At 71.5% G+C, this 18,949-nt stretch carries 14 protein-coding genes, 1 tRNA gene and 1 pseudogene; 6 read left to right on the top strand and 10 right to left on the bottom strand.

Annotation, left to right across the window (positions count from 1 at the left end):
• The first annotated feature begins 310 nt into the window (after nucleotides 1-310).
• Nucleotides 311-604 (top strand): hypothetical protein, encoded by a 294-nt coding sequence (locus ABEA93_RS04060; protein WP_345673847.1) that lies wholly within the window; start codon nucleotides 311-313, stop codon nucleotides 602-604.
• A 222-nt stretch (nucleotides 605-826) separates the two neighbouring features.
• Here ABEA93_RS04060 and ABEA93_RS04055 read toward each other — a convergent pair.
• Nucleotides 827-903 (bottom strand) — tRNA-Met (locus ABEA93_RS04055).
• Nucleotides 904-1,054: 151 nt separating this feature from the next.
• Nucleotides 1,055-4,096 carry a UPF0182 family membrane protein gene (locus ABEA93_RS04050; RefSeq protein ID WP_345673846.1) on the bottom strand — a complete coding sequence of 1,014 codons (3,042 nt, stop codon included), beginning with the start codon at nucleotides 4,094-4,096 and terminating at the stop codon, nucleotides 1,055-1,057.
• A gap of 245 nt (nucleotides 4,097-4,341) precedes the next feature.
• Between ABEA93_RS04050 and ABEA93_RS04045 the strand changes: the two genes are divergently transcribed.
• A complete protein-coding gene (locus ABEA93_RS04045) occupies nucleotides 4,342-4,866 on the top strand; it encodes a PPA1309 family protein (protein WP_345673845.1) in 525 nt (174 codons plus the stop codon).
• Between the two features lie 99 nt (nucleotides 4,867-4,965).
• Here ABEA93_RS04045 and ABEA93_RS04040 read toward each other — a convergent pair whose 3' ends face one another.
• The 4 genes from ABEA93_RS04040 to ABEA93_RS04025 form a co-directional block, all read right to left on the bottom strand.
• A complete protein-coding gene (locus ABEA93_RS04040) occupies nucleotides 4,966-6,021 on the bottom strand; it encodes a YlbL family protein (RefSeq protein ID WP_345673844.1) in 1,056 nt (351 codons plus the stop codon).
• Between the two features lie 10 nt (nucleotides 6,022-6,031).
• A complete protein-coding gene (locus ABEA93_RS04035) occupies nucleotides 6,032-6,268 on the bottom strand; it encodes a hypothetical protein (RefSeq protein ID WP_345673843.1) in 237 nt (78 codons plus the stop codon).
• 210 nt (nucleotides 6,269-6,478) lie between these two features.
• Nucleotides 6,479-6,949, bottom strand: a complete 471-nt coding sequence (locus ABEA93_RS04030) for a molybdenum cofactor biosynthesis protein MoaE (protein WP_345673842.1) — start codon at nucleotides 6,947-6,949, stop codon at nucleotides 6,479-6,481.
• Between the two features lie 69 nt (nucleotides 6,950-7,018).
• Complete coding sequence (locus ABEA93_RS04025; RefSeq protein WP_345673925.1) at nucleotides 7,019-8,107, bottom strand: NAD-dependent epimerase/dehydratase family protein; 1,089 nt, start codon at nucleotides 8,105-8,107, stop codon at nucleotides 7,019-7,021.
• A gap of 345 nt (nucleotides 8,108-8,452) precedes the next feature.
• On the opposite strand from ABEA93_RS04025, the gene ABEA93_RS04020 reads away from it, so the two are divergent.
• Together ABEA93_RS04020 and ABEA93_RS04015 are read left to right on the top strand one after the other, a co-directional pair.
• On the top strand, nucleotides 8,453-9,988 hold the full coding sequence (locus tag ABEA93_RS04020) for a zinc-dependent metalloprotease (RefSeq protein ID WP_345673841.1): 1,536 nt from the start codon (nucleotides 8,453-8,455) through the stop codon (nucleotides 9,986-9,988).
• A gap of 74 nt (nucleotides 9,989-10,062) precedes the next feature.
• Nucleotides 10,063-10,614, top strand: coding sequence for an NUDIX hydrolase (locus tag ABEA93_RS04015; RefSeq protein WP_345673924.1), 552 nt, complete (start codon nucleotides 10,063-10,065; stop codon nucleotides 10,612-10,614).
• A 96-nt stretch (nucleotides 10,615-10,710) separates the two neighbouring features.
• On the opposite strand, the gene ABEA93_RS04010 is transcribed toward ABEA93_RS04015, so the two are convergent.
• The 4 genes and pseudogenes from ABEA93_RS04010 to ABEA93_RS03995 form a co-directional block, all read right to left on the bottom strand.
• Nucleotides 10,711-11,463, bottom strand: coding sequence for an AIM24 family protein (locus ABEA93_RS04010; protein ID WP_345673840.1), 753 nt, complete (start codon nucleotides 11,461-11,463; stop codon nucleotides 10,711-10,713).
• Between the two features lie 15 nt (nucleotides 11,464-11,478).
• Nucleotides 11,479-12,159, bottom strand: coding sequence for an AIM24 family protein (locus tag ABEA93_RS04005; RefSeq protein WP_345673839.1), 681 nt, complete (start codon nucleotides 12,157-12,159; stop codon nucleotides 11,479-11,481).
• A gap of 7 nt (nucleotides 12,160-12,166) precedes the next feature.
• Complete coding sequence (locus ABEA93_RS04000) at nucleotides 12,167-13,894, bottom strand: TerD family protein (protein WP_345673838.1); 1,728 nt, start codon at nucleotides 13,892-13,894, stop codon at nucleotides 12,167-12,169.
• Nucleotides 13,895-15,070: 1,176 nt separating this feature from the next.
• Nucleotides 15,071-15,628: pseudogene (locus ABEA93_RS03995) on the bottom strand (M48 metallopeptidase family protein); the annotation flags it as partial.
• A 396-nt stretch (nucleotides 15,629-16,024) separates the two neighbouring features.
• Here ABEA93_RS03995 and ABEA93_RS03990 point away from each other — a divergent pair.
• The gene (locus tag ABEA93_RS03990; RefSeq protein WP_345673837.1) at nucleotides 16,025-17,083 is read left to right on the top strand and encodes a TOMM precursor leader peptide-binding protein; all 1,059 of its coding nucleotides are present in this window, start codon (nucleotides 16,025-16,027) and stop codon (nucleotides 17,081-17,083) included.
• Nucleotides 17,084-17,299: 216 nt separating this feature from the next.
• Nucleotides 17,300-18,685, top strand: coding sequence for an ABC1 kinase family protein (locus tag ABEA93_RS03985; protein ID WP_345673836.1), 1,386 nt, complete (start codon nucleotides 17,300-17,302; stop codon nucleotides 18,683-18,685).
• Nucleotides 18,686-18,949: the final 264 nt, after the last annotated feature.

The raw sequence follows: 18,949 nt of genomic DNA, 5'->3' as shown, positions 1-18,949 counted from the left end.
GATCAACAGGGGTCCGGAATGCGCGGCACGCGGGACATGACGTTCGTCACATTCCCTGGCCGGGGATTCCGGAAATGCGCGCGCCGCCACCCCGGTCACCCGTTCCCGGCACGTCGTCGAATCGATATATGACCGCACGATTCGCCCGATTGGCCCGTTCTGCTGCGGGAGGTAAGTCGATCCGGTTGGGGACGGCGAGAAATCGACCTTCCGGGCCGTCCGCAAAGCCGGCCGAAAGCCCGCCGAAACAGCCCGCGGCATGGCCGAACTCGCGGTCACAGCACGCCCCGGATGGGGTACGGTCTGCGTCGTGGTCATATCAGGAATGGACCATTCGAGCAGGCCGCGGCGGGTTCCGATCCCCGCGGTCGACACCCTGCGCGGCGGCAGCGGTGACCGACTCGAACGGCACCTCGCCCTCTTCGGGCATGCCCCGGCACCGGCCGCGGCTCCCGATCCGGGCACGGTTGCCGCAGTGGCCGCACGCGAGTCCGCCACGCTCATCCAGGACATAACGCCGCGCCCGTCGCGGGCCGGCCACCGCCTGTCCCGCGCCGTCCTGACCGCGCCTCTGCGCGGCCTGCGCCGCCGCATTTCGCTCTGACACGTCGGAGCTTCCCCAGGAACGGCGCGGCCCGCCTCCGGCGGCAGCACTGCCTTTGACTTTCCCTGCCACGCCGACCGCCCCACCGGGACCGGTCGGCGTGGCATTTGCGCGCCCGCTTTTCGCAGCCGCACCCGGACTCGGGAAATCGCGGAAGCGGGCAAGCCCGCACGACCCGAGGAAAAGCGAAAGACCCGGTTCCGAAGAACCGGGTCTTTCCTTTGGTAGCGGGGACAGGATTTGAACCTGCGACCTCTGGGTTATGAGCCCAGCGAGCTACCGAGCTGCTCCACCCCGCGTCGTTGTGTCTTAACCATACGCGATGACCACCGGGAACACCAAATCCATTCCCCCGGGCCCGGGGGAGGCCGCCCGAACGGCGAAGGCCCCGCCGCTTCGGGAAAGAAGCAGCGGGGCCTTCACGGGGCCTTTCGACCGGTCAGCCCGGGGTCACGGCTTCGGCGTCGCGCCTCCCGTGGCCGGCGGCAGCGCGGGCTGCTGGCTCTGGCCCGGAGCCGGCGTGGTGCCGCCTCCGCCGCCGGTGCCCGCCGCCTGCTCCGCTGCGACCGCCTTGTTGATCGCGTCGGTCAGCCGCTTCTGCGCCTCGCCGTACTTGGTGAAGTCGCCGGCCTTCAGGGCTTCGTTCGCGTCCGCGAGCGCCTTGGTCGCGTCGTCGAGCGCCTGCTTGACCGTCGGGTTCGTCGGCTGGCCGGTGGCCGGAGGTGTCGTGGTGCCCGGCGTGGCCGGCGGCGTGGTCTGTCCCGGCGTCGCGCCGCCGGGTGTCGTGCCGCCGGAGGCCGGTGGCGTATTCACGTCGAAGACCTTGGTGAGCGCCTGGTCGAGGGTGTCCTCGAAGGCGATCTTGTTGCCGTAGCTGGCCAGCACCTTCTTCATCAGCGGGTACGAGTTCGTCGCGTTGGCGCGCACGTACACCGGTTCGACGTAGAGGATGCCGCCGCCCACCGGGAGGCTCAGCAGGTTGCCGTAGACCACCTGAGAGCCGCCCTGCTGAAGGATGTTCAGCACCTGGCCCACCGCGGGTTCCGAGGTGAACGCGTTCTGCATCAGCTCGGGGCCGTTGATCGCGGTCGTCGACGGCAAGGTCAGGAGTCTGAACTTGCCGTAATCGGGTCCCGGTTGGGCGTTCACCGCCATGAACGACGCCATGTTCTGGCGTTCCTTCGGCACGAAGCTGGTCACCAGCCGGAAAGCCTGCCCGTTCTCTTCGGGCTGGCCCTGTGCCGGGGGCATCTCCATGGACAGGTAGTACGGCGGCTGGTCACCGCTCGCCTGGCGTCCGCCGCTCGGGTCCTTCGGCACCTTCCAGAAGTCCGAGCCGTTGAAGAACGTCTTCGGGTCGGTGACGTGGTACCGGGTCAGCAGGTCGCGTTGCACCTTGAAGAGGTCCTGCGGGTAGCGCAGGTGCTCCATGAGTCCGGGCGAGATCTTCGACTTCTTCTCGACCGTGCCCGGGAACGCCTTCATCCACGTCTTGAGGACGGGGTCCTGCTCGTCCCACTGGTAGAGGGTCACCTTGCCGCTGTACGCGTCGACGGTGGCCTTCACCGAGTTGCGGATGTAGTTGACCTGGCCGGTGTTGCCGAGCGTGCTGCGGCCCTGGTTCTGGCGCACCAGCGCGTCGCTGGTGGCCTCGCCCAGGGTGGTGCGCGTCGAGTACGGGTAGCCGTTCGTCGTGGTGTACGCGTCGACTATCCACTGGATGCGCCCGTCGACGACCGCCGGGTACGCGTCGCCGTCGATGGTGAGCCACGGCGCGACGGCCTCGACCCGTTCCTTCGGCGTGCGGTTGTAGAGGATCTTCGACTTCGAGTTGATCGAGTCCGACAGCAGGATGTTGCCTTCGCCGAACTTGGTCGCGTACAGCAGCTTGTTGAACGTCGACCCGATCGGCACGCCGCCGGCACCGGTGTACGTGTAGGTCTGCTGCCCGGCCGCGTCGTTCGCCGTCGGGAAGTCGATCTCGGTCGGCGCGGTGCCCTGGGAGGCGCCCACGATCGAGTACTCGGTCGTCTTCTCGCCGAAGTAGATGCGCGGCTCGTAGTTGCCGATGACCCCGGAGCCGTTGGGCGTGATGTCCTTGTCCATGAACAAGGGCTTGCCTTCGGGGCCGATCTGGGTGCCCTCGGCGGCCACGACGCCGTAGCCGTGGGTGTACTTGGTGTGGTCGTTGACCCAGTTGCGGGTCTGGCCGCCGTCCGGGTTCAGCTCGCGCAGGGCGATGACCGTGTCCTTGGTCTGGTTGCCGACCTGGTACCGGTCGACGTCCAGCGTCGAGTTGAACTGGTAGTACTGCCGCAGCTGCTGGAGCTGCTGGAAGGTCGGCCCGACGATGTTCGGGTCGAGCAGGCGGATGCTGGCCGCGGAGGCCGCCTCGTCCTTCAGGCCGGGCTTGAGGTCGGTCGCGCCCTGGTAGCCCTCGGCCTGCACGTCGGCGATGCCGTAGGCGTCCCGCGTCGCCTTGATGTTGTACTCGATGTACTTGGCTTCCTTGGCCTGCTGGTTCGGCTTGACCTGGAAGCGCTCGACGATGAACGGGTAGAGCCCGCCGATCAGCAGCGCGGACAGCACCATGAGGCCGAAGCCGATGACCGGCAGCGACCAGGTGCGGCGGAACACGTTGACGAAGAACAGCACCGCGCAGATCAGCGCGACGATGAACAGGATCGTCTTCGCGGGCAGCACCGCGTTGGCGTCGGTATAACGCAGACCGGTGAACTGCGAGGCTTCCTTGAAGTCGCCCGAGTGCACGGCGAGCGCGTAGCGGTCCAGCCAGTAGGCAATGGCCTTGAGCAGCACGAAGAGGCCGAGCAGCAGCGAAAGGTGGGCCTGCGCGGCCGGGGTCGCGCGGGCGCCGGGGCTCTGGATGCGGAGCCCGCCGTACAGGTAGTGGGTCAGGACGGCGAGGACAAGGCCGACGACCACCGCGATGAACGCGAAGTCCAGGACGAACCGGTAGAACGGCAGGTCGAACGCGAAGAACGACACGTCCTTGTGGAACTGCGGGTCCTTGACGCCGAACTTGACGCCGTTGACGAACTGCAGCCACGTGCCCCAGTGCCCGGCCGCCGAGGTGCCGGCGATGACGCCGACGACGATCGACAGGCCGGCCAGGATCCAGGCGCGGAACGGGGCGATCGCGGACCGGTAGCGGTCGAGACTCTGCTGCTCCGCGGACATGCCGCGAAAGGCGGGTCGCAGCCGGTACGCGAAATACACGTTGAGGGCCACGGAAGCGGCCATGAGCAGGCCGAAGACCAGGAACAGACCGAGGCGGGTCCACAGCTTGCGCTGCCATACGTCGCCGTATCCGACCGACTTGAACCACAGCCAGTCGGTCCAGAAATTGGCGAACAGCACCCAGGCGACGCCGAGCACCACGAGGATGGCGAGCGTCAGCAGCAGGGTGCGGAGACGGCGGGACGGGGCTCCCAGTCTGATACGGCGACCTCTTGGGTCGCCACGTTCGGGCATCTGAAAAACCAAGGGTGCGCACCTCGATCATTACCTGGTTGCGCCCGGTCGGCGCTCGACGTGTCAACTTACCGAGCCTTGACATGGTTCCCCACCGACACGGCCGAACTGTCCGGCTGACGGGACGGTTGCGGCCCTTGCGCCGGGTGGGTGACACGCGCACCGCGGGTCACCGCGGGTCACCACGGGTCCGGCTGCGGGGCTGCTGCCCCGGTCCGGCCCGGCGGCACGGGATGATGGTGCGCATGACCGTTGCACTGACCCAGGCCGTCGTCGAGATCGAGCGGCACGTTTCGGCCTTCGGGTGGGACCAGCCCGCCCGCCTCTACGCGCTCGTCGACACGGCCGCGCTGGTCCGGTCCGAGCCGCAGCTCGCCAAGGACCTCGGCTTGGCCGTCGAGGACGGCGCGGCGACCACGCTGACCCCGATCGAGCAGGACGAGATCCCCGCCGAGACCCCGGTGGACGAGTTCCTGGCGGGCATCGCCTGGCCGGACGCGGTCGCGGGCTGCGCGATCGTGCTGGAGCGGCTGATGCTGCCGCCCGCGGCCGAGGCGGAGATGCCGTCGGCGGGCTCGGACGAGGAGATCGCCGCGTGGGTGGCCGCGCGCCCGGACCGCCAGGAGGTGCGGATCGCCGTGGGCGTGCTGCGCGACGGCACGCGCGAGTCGGTGCTGCGGCTGCGGGAGAAGGACGCGGACAGCGAGGTGCTGTCGGGTTCGGAGCTGGTCCCGGGCCTGGCGGAGGCGCTGAAGGCGACGTTCGAGTAGCCGCTGGTCCGCCGTACGCGGCGCGCTCTCGGCCGCACCACGCATCCGGCCCGGCCCCCCGCGAAGGGGGCCGGGCCGTTCGTCTGCTCGGTGCCGGGTTCAGCCGGCCTTGCACTCGGTGAGCGTGCCCTGCCCGGTGCGGATGACGTCGAGCGCCTTGACCGCGTCCTGGACCGAGTCGACCTGGACGAGGGTGAGGCCGCCCGGCCGCTCCTTGGCGGCCTCCGCGCAGTTGCCCTTGGGCGTCAGGAAGTACTTGGCGCCCGCGTCCCGGGCGGCGATGGTCTTCATGGTCACGCCGCCGATCGGGCCGACGCTGCCGTCGTCGTCGATCGTGCCGGTGCCCGCGACGAACTTGCCGCCGGTGAGGTCGCCGGGGCTGAGGATGTCGACGATGCCCAGGGCGAACATGAGCCCGGCGCTGGGGCCGCCGACGTCCTCGAGGTGGATCGTCACCTGGAAGGGGAACTTCGGCAGGGTGCCGGGGGTGATGCCGACGAGGGCACGGCCGTCGTCGGGGGCCGCGACGGTGCCGACCTCGACGGTGCGCTGCGTGCCGCGGGCGTCGACCGGGTCGACGACGAAGACGACGGTGTCGCCGGCCTTGTGCTTGGTGATGGCGGCGGCGACGTCTTCGGGGGTCTTGATCGGGGTGCCGTCGATGCTCACGATGATGTCGCCCGCGTGCAGCTTGCCGGTGGCGGGCATGTCCTTGGCCACCTTGCCGACGATGACCTGCTCTTCGACGGGGATGCCGAGCTGGTGGAACGCGGCGACCTTCGCGTGCTCCTGCGACGAGGTGAACTCCTCGGCGTTCTCCTGCTCGACTTCCTTCTCGGTCTTGTCGTCGGGGTAGAGCGACTTCTTCGGCACGACGTCGGCGTCGCCCTTGACCCAGCCGATGAACGCGGACAGCAGGGGCATGTTGTAGCCCTTGCTGGTTACCGAAACGGTGGTCATGTTGAGGTGCCCGGAGGCCGGGTACGTCGGTGCGCCGGAGACCTCGATCACCGGCTTGCCGCGGTAGGGGCCCAGGGTGTTGACGGTGGGGCCGGGGGTGAGTTCCCCGTACGGCACCGACGTCAGGGTCGCGGCCAACGCCATGGCTATGAACAGCAGCCCGGAGATGATCAGCGAGGCAGTTCGACGCGACATGGTGGCGACACTACGGCACGTCACGCCGTGCGGTCGCCGCGCCCTGGGGGCCGTTCGGGTTGTGCCGGGCGGCGCTGCCGTCGCCGGATTCGACCACCCTGGTGAGGATCGCCTGGTACTGCGCGAAATGCTCCGTGGTCTCGCGCATTCCGGGCGCTCTGCGGGTGCGCGTATGCCACGCGGCCCACAGGACCGCGAGGATCAATGCCGCCGCCGGAATGGCCCACCACCATGCGATCGAGGCCATGACGCACCCCCGCCCAAAAGTCCACGGATTAGTGCGTTAATCGTATCTATTCGGATGGATGGGTGCATTCCCGCAAGGGAGGCCTTCACCCGATCCGCTTAACCCGGCGAGGAGTTCGGCGGGGTGTCGGGTAGTGGGCAGTACGGCGGCGGGGTGCCCGCCGACCCGTCCCTGGTGGATCTGACGCTCCACCAGCGACGGATGGTTCCGTCAGCAGGCCCCGACCCACTCCGACGTGCCGTCCGCGAAGTGCTGGTGCTTCCAGATCGGCACCTCGTGCTTGAGGGTGTCGATCAGCTTGCGGCACGCCTCGAACGCCTCGCCGCGGTGCGGGCACGACACCGCGACGACCACCGCGAGGTCGCCGATCTCCAGCGAACCGACCCGGTGCACCGCGGCCAGCGCGCGAACGGGGTAGTCGGCCGCCACCTTCTCCGCGACGCGGCGCAGCTCGTCGGCGGCACTCGGGTGCGCGGAGTACTCCAGCGCGGTCACGTGGTGGCCGTGGTCGTGGTCGCGGACCGTTCCCACGAACAGCGCGGTGCCGCCCGCCGCGGCGTCGCCGACCGCGGCGAACACCTCGTCCACGGACAGCGGCGTCTCTCGGATCTCCGCCAAGCGGATCACGTCCGGAACCATCCCGGCACCTGTTTCGGTCGATTCGGTTGTTTCGGCTGCCATGCGGCGCAGTATCCCCCGGACACCGCCCGGCCGGAACTGCCGGTCCGCGCCGCCGGCCGGAGCCGCCGGTCAGATGCCGCGGCGTTTGCGGACCTTGCGCACGATCGCCGCGGTGCCGATGAGCGCGACGGTCGCGCCGGCCGCGCCGAGCGTGGTGGCGTCCTTGCGGCCGAGGCGGCGGGCGACGAGCGCGTGGCGCCCGGCGACGTCCTCCAGGAGGCTCGCGAATGCCAGCTCGTTCGTCCACAGCGGCCGCCAGCCCGCGTCGCGCAGCCGGGTCGAGGGCACGACCCAGCCGTGCATCGTGTACGCGAGGTCGCCGGCGGGCGCGGGCGTGAGGCCGAGGCGGTGCAGGCGCTCCGCGGTGCCGAGCGCGAGGGACGCGGGCAGCTCCATGCGGCGCATGCCGGACAGCTCCTCGATCTCCTCCTGCTCCAGCCAGCCCTCGCAGCCGACCGTGACGACGCCCTCGACCTTGCCGAGCGCCGCGTAGACCAGCGCGGACGCCAGGTCGTCGACGTGGCAGAACTGCCACTGCGGGCGGCTGCCGGAGACCACCAGCAGCCGCGGCGCCTCGAAGTGCCGGGTCAGCACCGAGTCGGCTTCCGGGCCGCCGACCAGGGTCGCGGGCCGCACCACGGTGACGTTGAGGGCGCGGTGCGCGCGGGGCGCGCGGGCGGCGAGCTCCTCGATCTCCAGCAGGTCGCCGACCAGGGAGGCGTCGGCGGTCGCCTTGAGCGGGGCGTCCTCGTCGAGCGGAGTCTCGTTCTCCGGCAGCGCTCCGTAGACCATCGCGGACGTGCAGAGCACGACCCGGGGCACGCCGGCCGCCGCGGCGGCGGTCAGCACGGTCTGCGTGCCGCGGACGTTCCGGGCTCCGCGGGCGCGCGGATCGGAGTCGAGGGACAGGTCGAGCGCGAGGTGCAGGACGACGTCGACGCCGTCGAGGCGGCCGGCCAGCGCCGGGTCGCGGACGTCCATGATCCGCCACTGTGCGCCGGGGATGTCGCCGCGCCGCTCGTCGATCGCGATCAGCCGTTTGACCTGCTCGTTCTCGGCGAGCAGCAGGGCCACCCGGTGGCCGAGTCCGGATGCCGCGCCGGTGACCGCGACGACGGGGCGTGTGCTCGGGCCCGGGCCGCGTCGGGGCGTCTCGATGTCGTCCTCCTGAGGCGTCTCGGCCGGAGCCCCGGCCTGCTCGTCGCGCCCACTCCGCCCAGAGCGAACGTGCGGAGGCTGGGAACTCACTCGGCGCCTCCCGTGGTTAGTTTGGTACGTGCGGCTCGCCTACGTTTACTGAGGAGTACGCGTTCGGTTCGTTCGCACGCGACGCAACATCCGCAATCCATCCTGCCCGAGGTGTGGCCATGACCAGCAAGCGAGGCGCGATTACGCGCCGACGCGGGCGGTCGGCGGCTGCCCGCGGGCAGCTCGAACGAGGCGCAGTGGTCCCCGCAGGCCGCCGCCCCCACACCCCCACCGGGGGTCGGCATGGAGGTTGTCATGGGTGACTTCCCCTTCGGTTTCGGCAAACCTTCCGGCGGCGGGGACGATCCCGATCGCAACGACTCGGACGATTCCTCGGACGCGTCGGGCGGGTCGGGAAGTTCCCGCGGCATCGGATTCGGCGGTCCAGGCCCGGGTTCCGGCGGTTCGGGGGGACCGGGCGGATCCGGTCCGGTGGGCCCCGGCGGGTTCGACCCGTTCGGCGACCCGAACAACCCGTTCGGCGCGCTTTTCGGCCAGATGAACCCCGCCGACCTGGGCGCCGCGTTCCAGCAGCTCGGCAAACTGCTCTCCTACGAGGGCGGCCCGGTGAACTGGGATCTCGCCAAGGACATCGCGCGCCAGACCATCGCGCAGCGCGGCGACGCGAGCGTCGGCCGGGTCGAGCGGACCGAGGTCGAGGAGTCGATGCGGCTGGCCGAGCTGTGGCTGGACGAGGCGACGCCGCTGCCGTCCGGCGCGTCGACGGTGCTGGCGTGGAGCCGCGCGGAGTGGATCGAGGCGACCCTGCCGCAGTGGCGCGACCTGGTCGAGCCGCTGGCCACCCGGGTGGTCAGCGCCATGGGCGAGATGATGCCCGACGAGATGCAGCAGATGGCCGGGCCGCTGATGGGCATGATGCGCGGCATGGGCGGCGCGATGTTCGGCGCCCAGGTCGGCCAGGCGCTCGGCGCGCTGGCGGGCGAGGTCGTCGGGTCGGCGGACGTCGGCCTGCCGCTGGGCCCGGCCGGGCGGGCGGCGCTGCTGCCCGCGAACCTGGCGGCGTTCGGCGAGGGCCTGGGCCTGCCGCAGGACGAGGTGCGGCTGTACCTGGCGCTGCGCGAGGCGGCGCACCAGCGGCTGTTCGCGCATGTGCCGTGGCTCCGTCGGCACCTGTTCGGCGCGGTCGAGGCGTACGCGCGCGGCATCAAGGTCGACATGAGCCGTCTGGAGGAGGCCGCGGGCCGGATCGACCCGACGAACCCGGAGGCGCTCCAGGAGGCGTTCACGCAGGGTCTGTTCGAGCCCGAGGAGACGCCCGAGCAGAAGGCCGCGCTGGCCCGTCTGGAGACGGCGCTGGCGCTGGTCGAGGGCTGGGTGGACGCGGTCGTGCACAGCGCGGCGGCGCCGCGCCTGCCGTCCGCGGCCGCGCTGCGTGAGACGCTGCGGCGGCGCCGGGCGACCGGCGGCCCCGCCGAGCAGACGTTCGCCACGCTGGTCGGTCTGGAGATGCGGCCGCGGCGGCTGCGCGACGCGTCCCGGCTGTGGGCGTCGCTCGCCGACGCGCGCGGCATCGAGGGCCGCGACGCGCTGTGGGCGCACCCGGACATGCTGCCGACGGCCTCGGACCTGGACGACCCGGACGGCTTCGTGCACCGCGAGGAACTCGACCTGTCGGGCCTGACGGCGCAGCTGGACGCGGACCTGGAAGCGCTGGAGAAGAAGGGTCGCGGGGAGTCGGACGACACGCCGGACGCCCCCGGCGGCGCGGACGAGACCGGCGGCCACGACGGCAAGGGCGGCGAAGACGGTCCGAAGGACGGTTCTGCGTGAGCCTGCCCGATTCCCGGACCGGCGTTCCCGACGGCGCTTCCACCGGCGCCCCGGCCACGCGCCTCGGCGCCCCGCTGCCCGACGCCCTGCACGGCGACACCGTGCGGGTGCTGTCCGGCTGGGACGCGCCCGACGACGACCAGGCACGGCTGCGCGACGCCTATCTCGCGCATCTGGCCGCCTATCCGGACGGCACGTACCGGGTGCGGCCCGAAGGCCACGTCACGGCCAGCGCAGCGATCATCGACCCGACGGCCGGCCGCGTGCTGCTCACCCTGCACCCGAAGGTCGGCCTGTGGCTGCAGACCGGCGGCCATCTGGAGGCCGGCGACGCGTCGCTGGCCGCCGCGGCGCTGCGCGAGGCGACCGAGGAGTCCGGGATCGCCGGGCTGGAGCTGCTGCCGGACCCGGTGCGGCTGGACCGGCACGACGTGCGCTGCGGCGGGCCGAACGCGTGGAGCGTCCACTACGACGTGCAGTACGCGGTGATCGCACCGTCCGACGCGGTGCCGGAGATCAGTGCTGAGTCGCTGGACCTGCGGTGGTTCGCGTTCGGCGCGCTGCCGGAGCGGACCGACGACGCGGTGCGCCGTCTGGTGACCCAGGCCGCGGCACTGGCCGGCTGACGCCGCCGGGCCGGCCGACGGCCGGGCCCGCCGAGAACGCCCGAGGGGCGCGTCCGAGAAATCGGACGCGCCCCTCGGTACGTGCTCTGCGGGGGCTCAGCTGCCCCAGGTGTTCCCGCGCATCCCGCCCTGCTGCCCCATGCCGCGGTTGGCGAGGAAGCCGCCCGGCATCGTGAACTCGACGGGCGGCAGCAGCTCGCTCGGCTGCACGAGTACGTAGCCCTCGCCCTGGAAGCTCAGGTTCCAGCCCTCGCCGGTGCCGCCGCGGCGGCTCCACACGCGCTGCGAGGTGACCTGGGATTCCATGCGCGGCACCAGGTTGCTGCTCCACGCGACGACGGCGTCCGCGTCGGCGAAGACCTCCTGGTGCGGGGTCACCGGCATGACAAGCGGGCGCCCGGAGGTCATCACGGCGAGCTTGCCGGTGCCGCCGATCTCCAGCTGGTAGCTGCCGACGCCGGCGATCTGCTGCTCGCTCTCGATCGCCACGACGTTCCAGCTCAGCGTCGCGTCGAGGGCGAGGACGTACTGGCCGTCGACGGTCAGGCCGGTGTTCTGCAAGTCGATGATGTGCACCGACTGGGCGAGGTTCGCGAGGAACACCGTGCCCGCGCCGAAGCACCGCATCAGGTTGAGCTGCTCACCGGTCATGCCCGCGGCGCGGCGCTCGCCGCCGGTCTGCAGGTGGCCGTCGAAGTCGACGCCGCCGGTGAAGGCGACCATCGTGCCCTTGCGGGCCAGGACTTCGCGGGACTGGCCGCCCAAGGCGACCCGCAGCATGTGCTTGTTCTGCAGGGCCCAGCGCTCCTGCGTCTGGATCTCCGCGTTGGCGAACAACGAACTCTGCACTTCGGTCTCCCCTGCTCAGCCGCGGAAGTGGAAGCGGTCGGTCGAGTCTTCCGACGGCTGAACGACGACGTAGCCCGCCCCGGTGAACGCGACCTGCATGGCCTCGCCGGTGCCGCGGCCGACCAGCGCGCCCAGGCGCGCCGAGCGCTTGCTCTTCACCCGCAGCCCGGTCGACCAGGCGACCAGCGCGTCGGGGTCGACGCAGGTCTCGCGCTCCCCCGGGTTCAGCACGACGGGCGTGCCCTGCGTGGTGATCGCCACCCAGCCGGTGCCGCGGATGGCGATGTTGAACATGCCGTTGCCGCTGAACTTGTTGACCAGGCCGGAGATGCTCTCGATCTTGTGCTCGAGCTGCGCGTCGAACGCCAGGACGTTGGCCGCGTTGACCGAGATCCCGTCGTTGTTGAGCTGCATCATCACCACGTCGGCGCCGTAGTCCGCCAGGTAGAGGTCGCCCTGCCCGGTGCACTTCATGAGGCCGAGGCGCTCGCCGACGACGGAGCCCATCATGCGCTGGCCGCGCGAGTCGCGCCACGGCTCGAAGGTGATGAAGCCCGTGTAGGCGATCATCGAGCCCTGCTTGGCCATCAGGTCGTAGCCCTGCTGGAGGGCGACACGGCAGATCTTGTTGCCGTGCGGCTGCATGCGTGCGGACGGGGCGGTCTGGCCGTACGCCGCGATCATCTGCTGATCCATCGTTCCCTCACACTTCGTACGGCTGGACGACGATGAAGTGCCCCTGCATACCGCGGAATTGCAGCGACACGGTCTCGCCGCTGTGGCCCGGGTACGCGGTGCGCCGCACGCGTACGGCGGTGCTCGTCGAGACCTGCATGCCGTCCGTCCATGCGACGATCGCGTTGGTGTCCGCGAACGTCGGCGCGCCCGGCGCCACCGGCAGGACCAGCGGGTGGCCCTTGGTCTTGACGATCACCGCGCCGTTGCCGGAAATGGTCTGCACGAAGAGGCCGCCGCCCGGAATGCCCTGGCCTTCGATGCGGCGCGGCTCGAGCGTGAGGCCTTCGTCCCAGGCCAGGAGGTTCGCCGCGTTCACACAGAGGCGGTTGCCGCCCAGCTCGACGATGTGCAGATCGGCGGACTGCTCGGCGAGGAAGACCTCGCCGTCGCCTTCGACGCGCATGAGTTCGAGGGACTGGCCGGTCATCCGGTTCTCGAACCGGTCGCGCATGCGCTGGCCCTGGAACTTGAAGTCGACCTTGCCCTGGTAGGCGACCATGCTGCCCTGGCGGGCGATCACCTTGGGGCCGTTGCCGACGAGGACCTTGACCATCTTCGGGTTCTGCTGCGTCCAGCGGGCCTGGCCTTGGACCTCGGCGAACTGCTGGAGGCCGTAGGCGTAGGTCTGGTCGCCGCCGGCCGGAGCCTGGGGCATCCCCGGGGCGCCCATCGGCGCACCCATGCCCGGCGCGGGCATTCCGGGCTGCGGCATGCCGGGCTGGCCGCCGGGCGGCGGGAAACCGGGCTGCGGCATACCGGGAGGCGGCGGGAACTGGCCGGGCATGCCGCCCTGCTGCGGCACGGGCATCGGCGCGGGCGGCGCCATCTGGCCCTGCGGCATCATGCCGGGCTGGCCGCCGGGCGGCGGGAAACCGGGCTGCGGCATACCGGGGGGCTGCATTCCCGGCTGCGGCATTCCCGGCGGGGGGAACTGGCCCGGCGGCGGACCCTGGCCGGGGAACTGCCCGGGCGGCTGCATCGGCGGCGCGGAGTGCGCAGGCACCGGCTGCGGCGCACCGGGCGGCGGGCCGATGAGCGGGTTGGGCTGCGGCACGGGCGTCTGCGGCGCAGGGGCGCCCGGAGGCGGGCCGAACGAGGGCGCGGAGGCCTGCGGCGGCGGAGCGAATCCGCCCTGCGGTTCGCCCTTGCCGTCGTCCTCGTCCTCCATCGCCTCGCCGCCGAAGTTCTCCAGCAGCGCCTTGAGCCCGCCGTCGAAGCCCTGGCCGACCGCGGCGAACCGCCAGACGTTCGGCTCCTTGCGGTAGATGTCGGCGATCATGACGGCGCGCTCGGTGCTGAACTCGGTACCGGTGAACGCGTAGCGGACGACTTCCTGCCCGCCGACGGCGATCCGGATGTACCCGGACGCGACCTGCGACATCTGGCCCTGGCCGTCGAGCGTCGCGGTGAACGCGAGCTTCCCGATCTGCGGCGGCACCCGGTCGAGCGTCACCCGGAACGACTCCTGGTCGCCCGCTTGCGCGCCGAGCAGCTGAATCGACTCTTCGGGGGACTTCGGCTGGTTGAAGAAGACGAAGTACCGGTCGTCGGACAACCGGTCGTTCGCATCCAGTCCGAAGCAGCTGATGTCGAACGTCAGGCCGGGGGCATCCAGCCGCAGGCCGACGTACAGATCGGTTCCCGGTGTCAGATCGGCAAGCTTGGCCTTCTGACCCTTCCTGAACTCGACCACCTCGTGGCTCCCTTCCTGCCGGAAGGGGCCCACCCGGGCATGACCCCTCACCGCGCACGGCACGCTACAACACATCGACCCCGGCCGAACCCGGTCCCTCGGCCTCGTTGTCTCCCCGTCGACTCCCGACGTGCGCGCGGCTGCTCCGGTTCCACACGACGGCCGCAGCCCCCGCCCAAACCCGGGCAAAACCCGCAAGACACCACGCCGAATCGCCACCGGGCAAGCCCACACCGTATTACGGCGCCACCTACGAGCGCAGCGGTGCAGCAGCCGTTCATCCGCGAGGCGCGGGGGCCGGGGCGGATGGCACTCGGCTGGAGGAACAGGGGCGGGGTGCGTTTCGCGCGGGGGGAGGTGGTGCGGGCGGACCTTGACGTCGCGGTGCTCGCGGTGGCGACAGCGCCTGGGGGCGGGCGGCGGGCCGGACGGGTGGCCGGCTTCGGCAAGGGCCGGCGGTTGGGTGGGGTTCGCGGGGCAGTGGAGTGAGCGGGCCTTGGCGTCGCGGTGCCTGCTGATCGAGCGACTACGGGTCAGACGGGTGGGCGGCTTCGGCAGGGGTGGCCGGGGTTGTCGATCTTGGACCTCGACCGGTTTGGGTGCTTTGGGGCGGGCCTTGACGTTGCGGGTGCTCACGGATCCGGGCGTCGTCGGGCGTATGGGCGGCTCGCGCCGACCGGGAGTCCGCCGCGTCGGACCGAGGCCAGAGGCCACGCGGCGCGAGCCCAACGCCGGGTTTAGGCAGGCCGGTCCGCGGCAGCGTCGCCACGCCGACCAGGAGGCCGATGCAGCGGCCGGCCGAAGCAGGCCGGGCGGAAGCCGCACCCAGTGCGGCCCGGTCCGCGGCGACCAGGCCCGCCCAGGCACCGCCCGGGGGCCCGCTGTGCGTGGCCCGCGCGGGGCCCGGTGCGGTCGGTGCATGTCGACGGCGCGACCCGGTCGCCTGCCCCGCCCGGCCCCGGCGCGCTGAACCGCGCGGGTCGCCACGACCCGTCGTCAGGCCCTGCTGCCCGGTGGGGTTCGGCCGGTGGCGCCCTTGCGGGGGCGGCCGGAGGCGGCTGCGCTGTTGCGGGTGGGGCGGGGGGCGGCGTCGGGGCCGCGGGGCGGTCCGTCGCCGGCGGTGCGCTCGCTCAGGTCGTCGGGCTGGTCGATGCGTTCCGCGGACGGCTCGGCGGTGTCGCTCGGCGCGTCCGCGTCGTCCTCGTCGCGGTCGTCGGAGATGTCGAGCCCGCCGGCCGCCGCGACGCCTTCGAGGTAGCCGCGAGCGCGTTCGGTGCGCGGGTACGCGGCGAGCAGCGTCCAGAAGCGCGGTCCGTGACCCGGCACGAGCAGGTGCGCCAGCTCGTGCAGCAGGACGTAGTCGACGACGTACGGCGGCATGCCCTGGAGTCGGCTCGACAAGCGGATCGACGCGTCGAGCGGCGTGCACGAGCCCCAGCGCGTGTTCTGGTTGTCGACCCACCGCACGCTGGCCGGAATCGCGCGGCCGCCGAGGTACCGCTCGGACAAGTCGCGGGCGCGCTGGGCGAGCGCATCGTCGCTCGGCCGACGGCGGCGCTCCTGGGCGGCGAGCCGGTCGAGCATGATCCCGACCCAGCGCTGCTCCTCGGCCGCGGACATCCGTGCCGGAAGCAGCACCACCGTGCGATCGCCGTCGCGATACGCCGACACGGTTCGCCGCCGTCGAGCGCTGCGGCGGATCTCGACGGCGTGCTCGTGCGGGTTTCCGGGCATGCTGGAGCGCCCGGCCCCGGGATCGGCGGCCACAACCAGACGTTACCCAACGGCGCACGCCACGAGCCGTTGCTTCGCGGCCGCGTCCGCAATTCCCCCAGGTTGCCGAAAGACAACCGCGCATTTTGCGAAGTTTCACCTGGTTGTGGGGGCAATTCGGCAGATCATTCCGATCAGCACATGAGTCCTGATTCGAGCCATGGCCGATCCCGGTTCACTCTCGCAGACCACCGGCTGTGGACAACCCCCACCCTGTGGATAACTTTCCGCACGAATTTTCCGGACGCGGCAGGGTTGTCGTACGGGCGACGCCGCACTCGCCCCGGCTCTACCACCCGCAACATCCGCCCCAGCGCTCACACCTACGTCCGTATCCACATCCACGGGGAGACCGCCATGCGTCCGCGTCTGCGTCCCGCCCTCGCCCGTCTCTGGCGCGACCGCGCATCGCTCCAGCTCGGACTCGACCCGGCGACGGCCGTCATGCTCACCGGGCTCGATCCGGGGACCGCGCAGGTCGTCGACCGCATCGACGGCACCCGCACACCCGCCGAGCTGGCCGATCAAGCGGTCGCCCTCGGGACGACCCCGGCACGCGTCCGCGAATTACTGCGCGTCCTCGCCGACGGAGGGCTGATCGAGGACGCCGACGCCGCCCGCGTGCGGCCGGGCGATCCGCGGGCCCCCGACCGCGCCTCCGCGAGCCTGCTGCGCCGCGAGCCGGACGGCGGCGCCGGAGTGCTCGCCCGCCGTGCCACCGCGGCCGTGATCGTCTACGGCGGCGGACGCGTCGGCTCCGCGACCGCCGCCTTGCTGGCCGCCGCCGGCGTCGGCACGGTCGAGGTCGTCGACCGGCGTCCGTCCACCCCATCGGATGCCACCCCCGCCGGGGTCGTGTGGAACGGCGACCGCCGCAAACGCGACGCCGCCGCCCGGGACGCGCTGCGGCGCACCGCCCCGGCGGTCCGCTGCGTGCTGCCGCGCGGGCGGACCCCCGACGCCGCGGTGATCGTCGCCGAAGGGCGCCCCGCGCCGAGACTGGCCGCGCAGCTGAGCACCCACGGCGTCCCGCACGTGTTCGCGGACACCCGGGAGACCACCGGCGTGGTCGGGCCGTTCGTGCAGCCCGGCCTGACCCCGTGCAGCCGCTGCCTCGACCTGCACCGCCGCGACCGCGACCCGGCCTGGCCCCGCCTCCTGACCCAGCTCGCCGCCGTCGAGCCCTCCCCGCACCGCGCGTGCGACACGGTCCTCGCCACCGCCGTCGCCGCCACCACCGCCCTCCAGGTCCTCATGCACCTCGACGGCGACACCCCCACCACCCAAGGCGCCACGATCGAGATCCCTCTCCCCGACGCCCACCCCCATCGCCGCACCTGGCACCCCCACCCCAGCTGCCCCTGCGGATCCTTCGAAGCATCGGAAGCAACGAGACCACTGGCGGAGGTCGGCTGAAGTCTCCACCCGGCCCCTCCCCCGCCGCGTCACCCCGCCCCAGCACGTCCAGTCCGCACCCGCGCCCCGCGTTTCCTCGTCCCTTCCTGTCCGAGGCCACGCTGTCCGGTTCCCCCTCGTCCACGTGCGGATACTCGCCCCAGACAACCACCAAGTGGGTGATCGCGTGAGCGCGATCACGTATGGGAGGCTCGGGCGTCCGACACAATGGATGTCGTGAGCGATCTTCCGCGCAGGGCAGTGACCCGGACGGCCAAGCTCGCCTCGTTGCCCCTCGGGGTGGCGGGTAGAGCGACGCTGGGGCTCGGGCGGCGTATCGGCGGTCGCCCCGCCGAGATCGTCGCTGCCGAGTTGCAGCAGCGCACCGCGCAGCAGCTGTTCAAAGTGCTGGGCGAGCTCAAGGGCGGCGCCATGAAGCTCGGGCAGGCGCTGTCCGTCTTCGAGGCCGCGCTACCCGAGGAGGTCGCGGGTCCTTATCGGGCCGCGTTGACCAAGCTGCAGGATGCCGCGCCGCCGATGCCGGCCCGCACGATCCACAAGGCGCTCGCGGACAACCTCGGTACGGACTGGCGCTCCCTGTTCCTCGAATTCGACGACAAGCCGGCCGCCGCCGCGTCCATCGGGCAGGTACACCGCGCCGTGTGGCACGACGGGCGCGAGGTGGCCGTCAAGATCCAGTACCCGGGTGCCGGCGACGCGCTGATCTCCGACCTCAACCAGCTCGGCCACGTCGCGCGTTTCGCCGGGTCGCTGATTCCCGGGATCGACGTCAAGCCGCTGATCGCCGAGCTGAAGGCGCGGGTCGCCGAGGAGCTGGACTACGAGCTGGAGGCGGAATCCCAGCAGGCGCACGCGGACGAGTTCGAGAACGACCCGGACATCTACGTCCCGCGTGTCGTCTTCCAGGCCGAGCGCGTGCTGATCAGTGAGTGGATGGAGGGCACCCCGCTCTCCCGCATCATCGACAAGGGCACGCAGGAGGAGCGCGACCAGGTGGGGCACCTGCTGGTCCGCTTCCTGTTCTCCGGCCCGGTGCGCACCGGCATGCTGCACGCCGACTCGCACCCGGGCAATTTCCGGCTGCTGCCGGACGGCCGACTCGGCGTCCTCGACTTCGGCACCGTCAACCGGCTGCCGGACGGCCTCCCGGAGCCGATCGGCACCGCGATGCGGCTCGCGCTCGACAACGAGGCCGACGGTGTCATGGAGGTCCTCCGCACGGAGGGCTTCGTCAAGCCGTCGATCGAGCTCGACGCTCAGGAAGTCCTCGACTACCTGCTGCCGATGGTGGAGCCCGCGCAGGTCGAGCGGTTCCGGTTCACGCGGGCGTGGATGCGGATCCAGGGCGCGCGGATCGGCGACCCTCGCAACCCCGCGTCCGTGATGGCGCGCCAGCTCAACCTGCCGCCGAACTACCTGCTGATCCACCGCGTCACGCTCAGCACCGTCGGCGTGCTGTGCCAGCTCAACGCCGAGGTCCCGTTCCGCGAGGAACTGGAGACGTGGCTGCCGGGCTTCGCCGAGCTGGAGTACGAAATCGACGACGAGTTCGACGAGTACGAGGAGTTCGACGAGGTCGAGGCCAAGGACGCCACCGACTGACGCCCTGTCGAGGGCACTCGATGGCGGGGTCCACAGGCAAGTCCTGTGCGCATCCTTGTAGTCCACCGGCCGTTCGGGCGATCGCTCGAAGCCGGGGATGTCCCTGCGCAGTCCGACCGATCAGCCGGGAAGCCGACGCAACAAGTCGTTCACCGCACGGCCCGGCCGAAGCCGAGCCGACGCCTGCAGGGCCCCAGACGACCGCCCGCAACGCGCACGCGGGACCTCGCGCCGGACGGCCCCGATAGGCGCCCGGCGGTGGGC

This window comes from Yinghuangia aomiensis (assembly GCF_039542225.1).
In the GTDB taxonomy this organism is placed as follows: Bacteria; Actinomycetota; Actinomycetes; order Streptomycetales; family Streptomycetaceae; genus Yinghuangia; species Yinghuangia aomiensis.
This window is presented reverse-complemented; position numbering and strand designations above follow the sequence as displayed.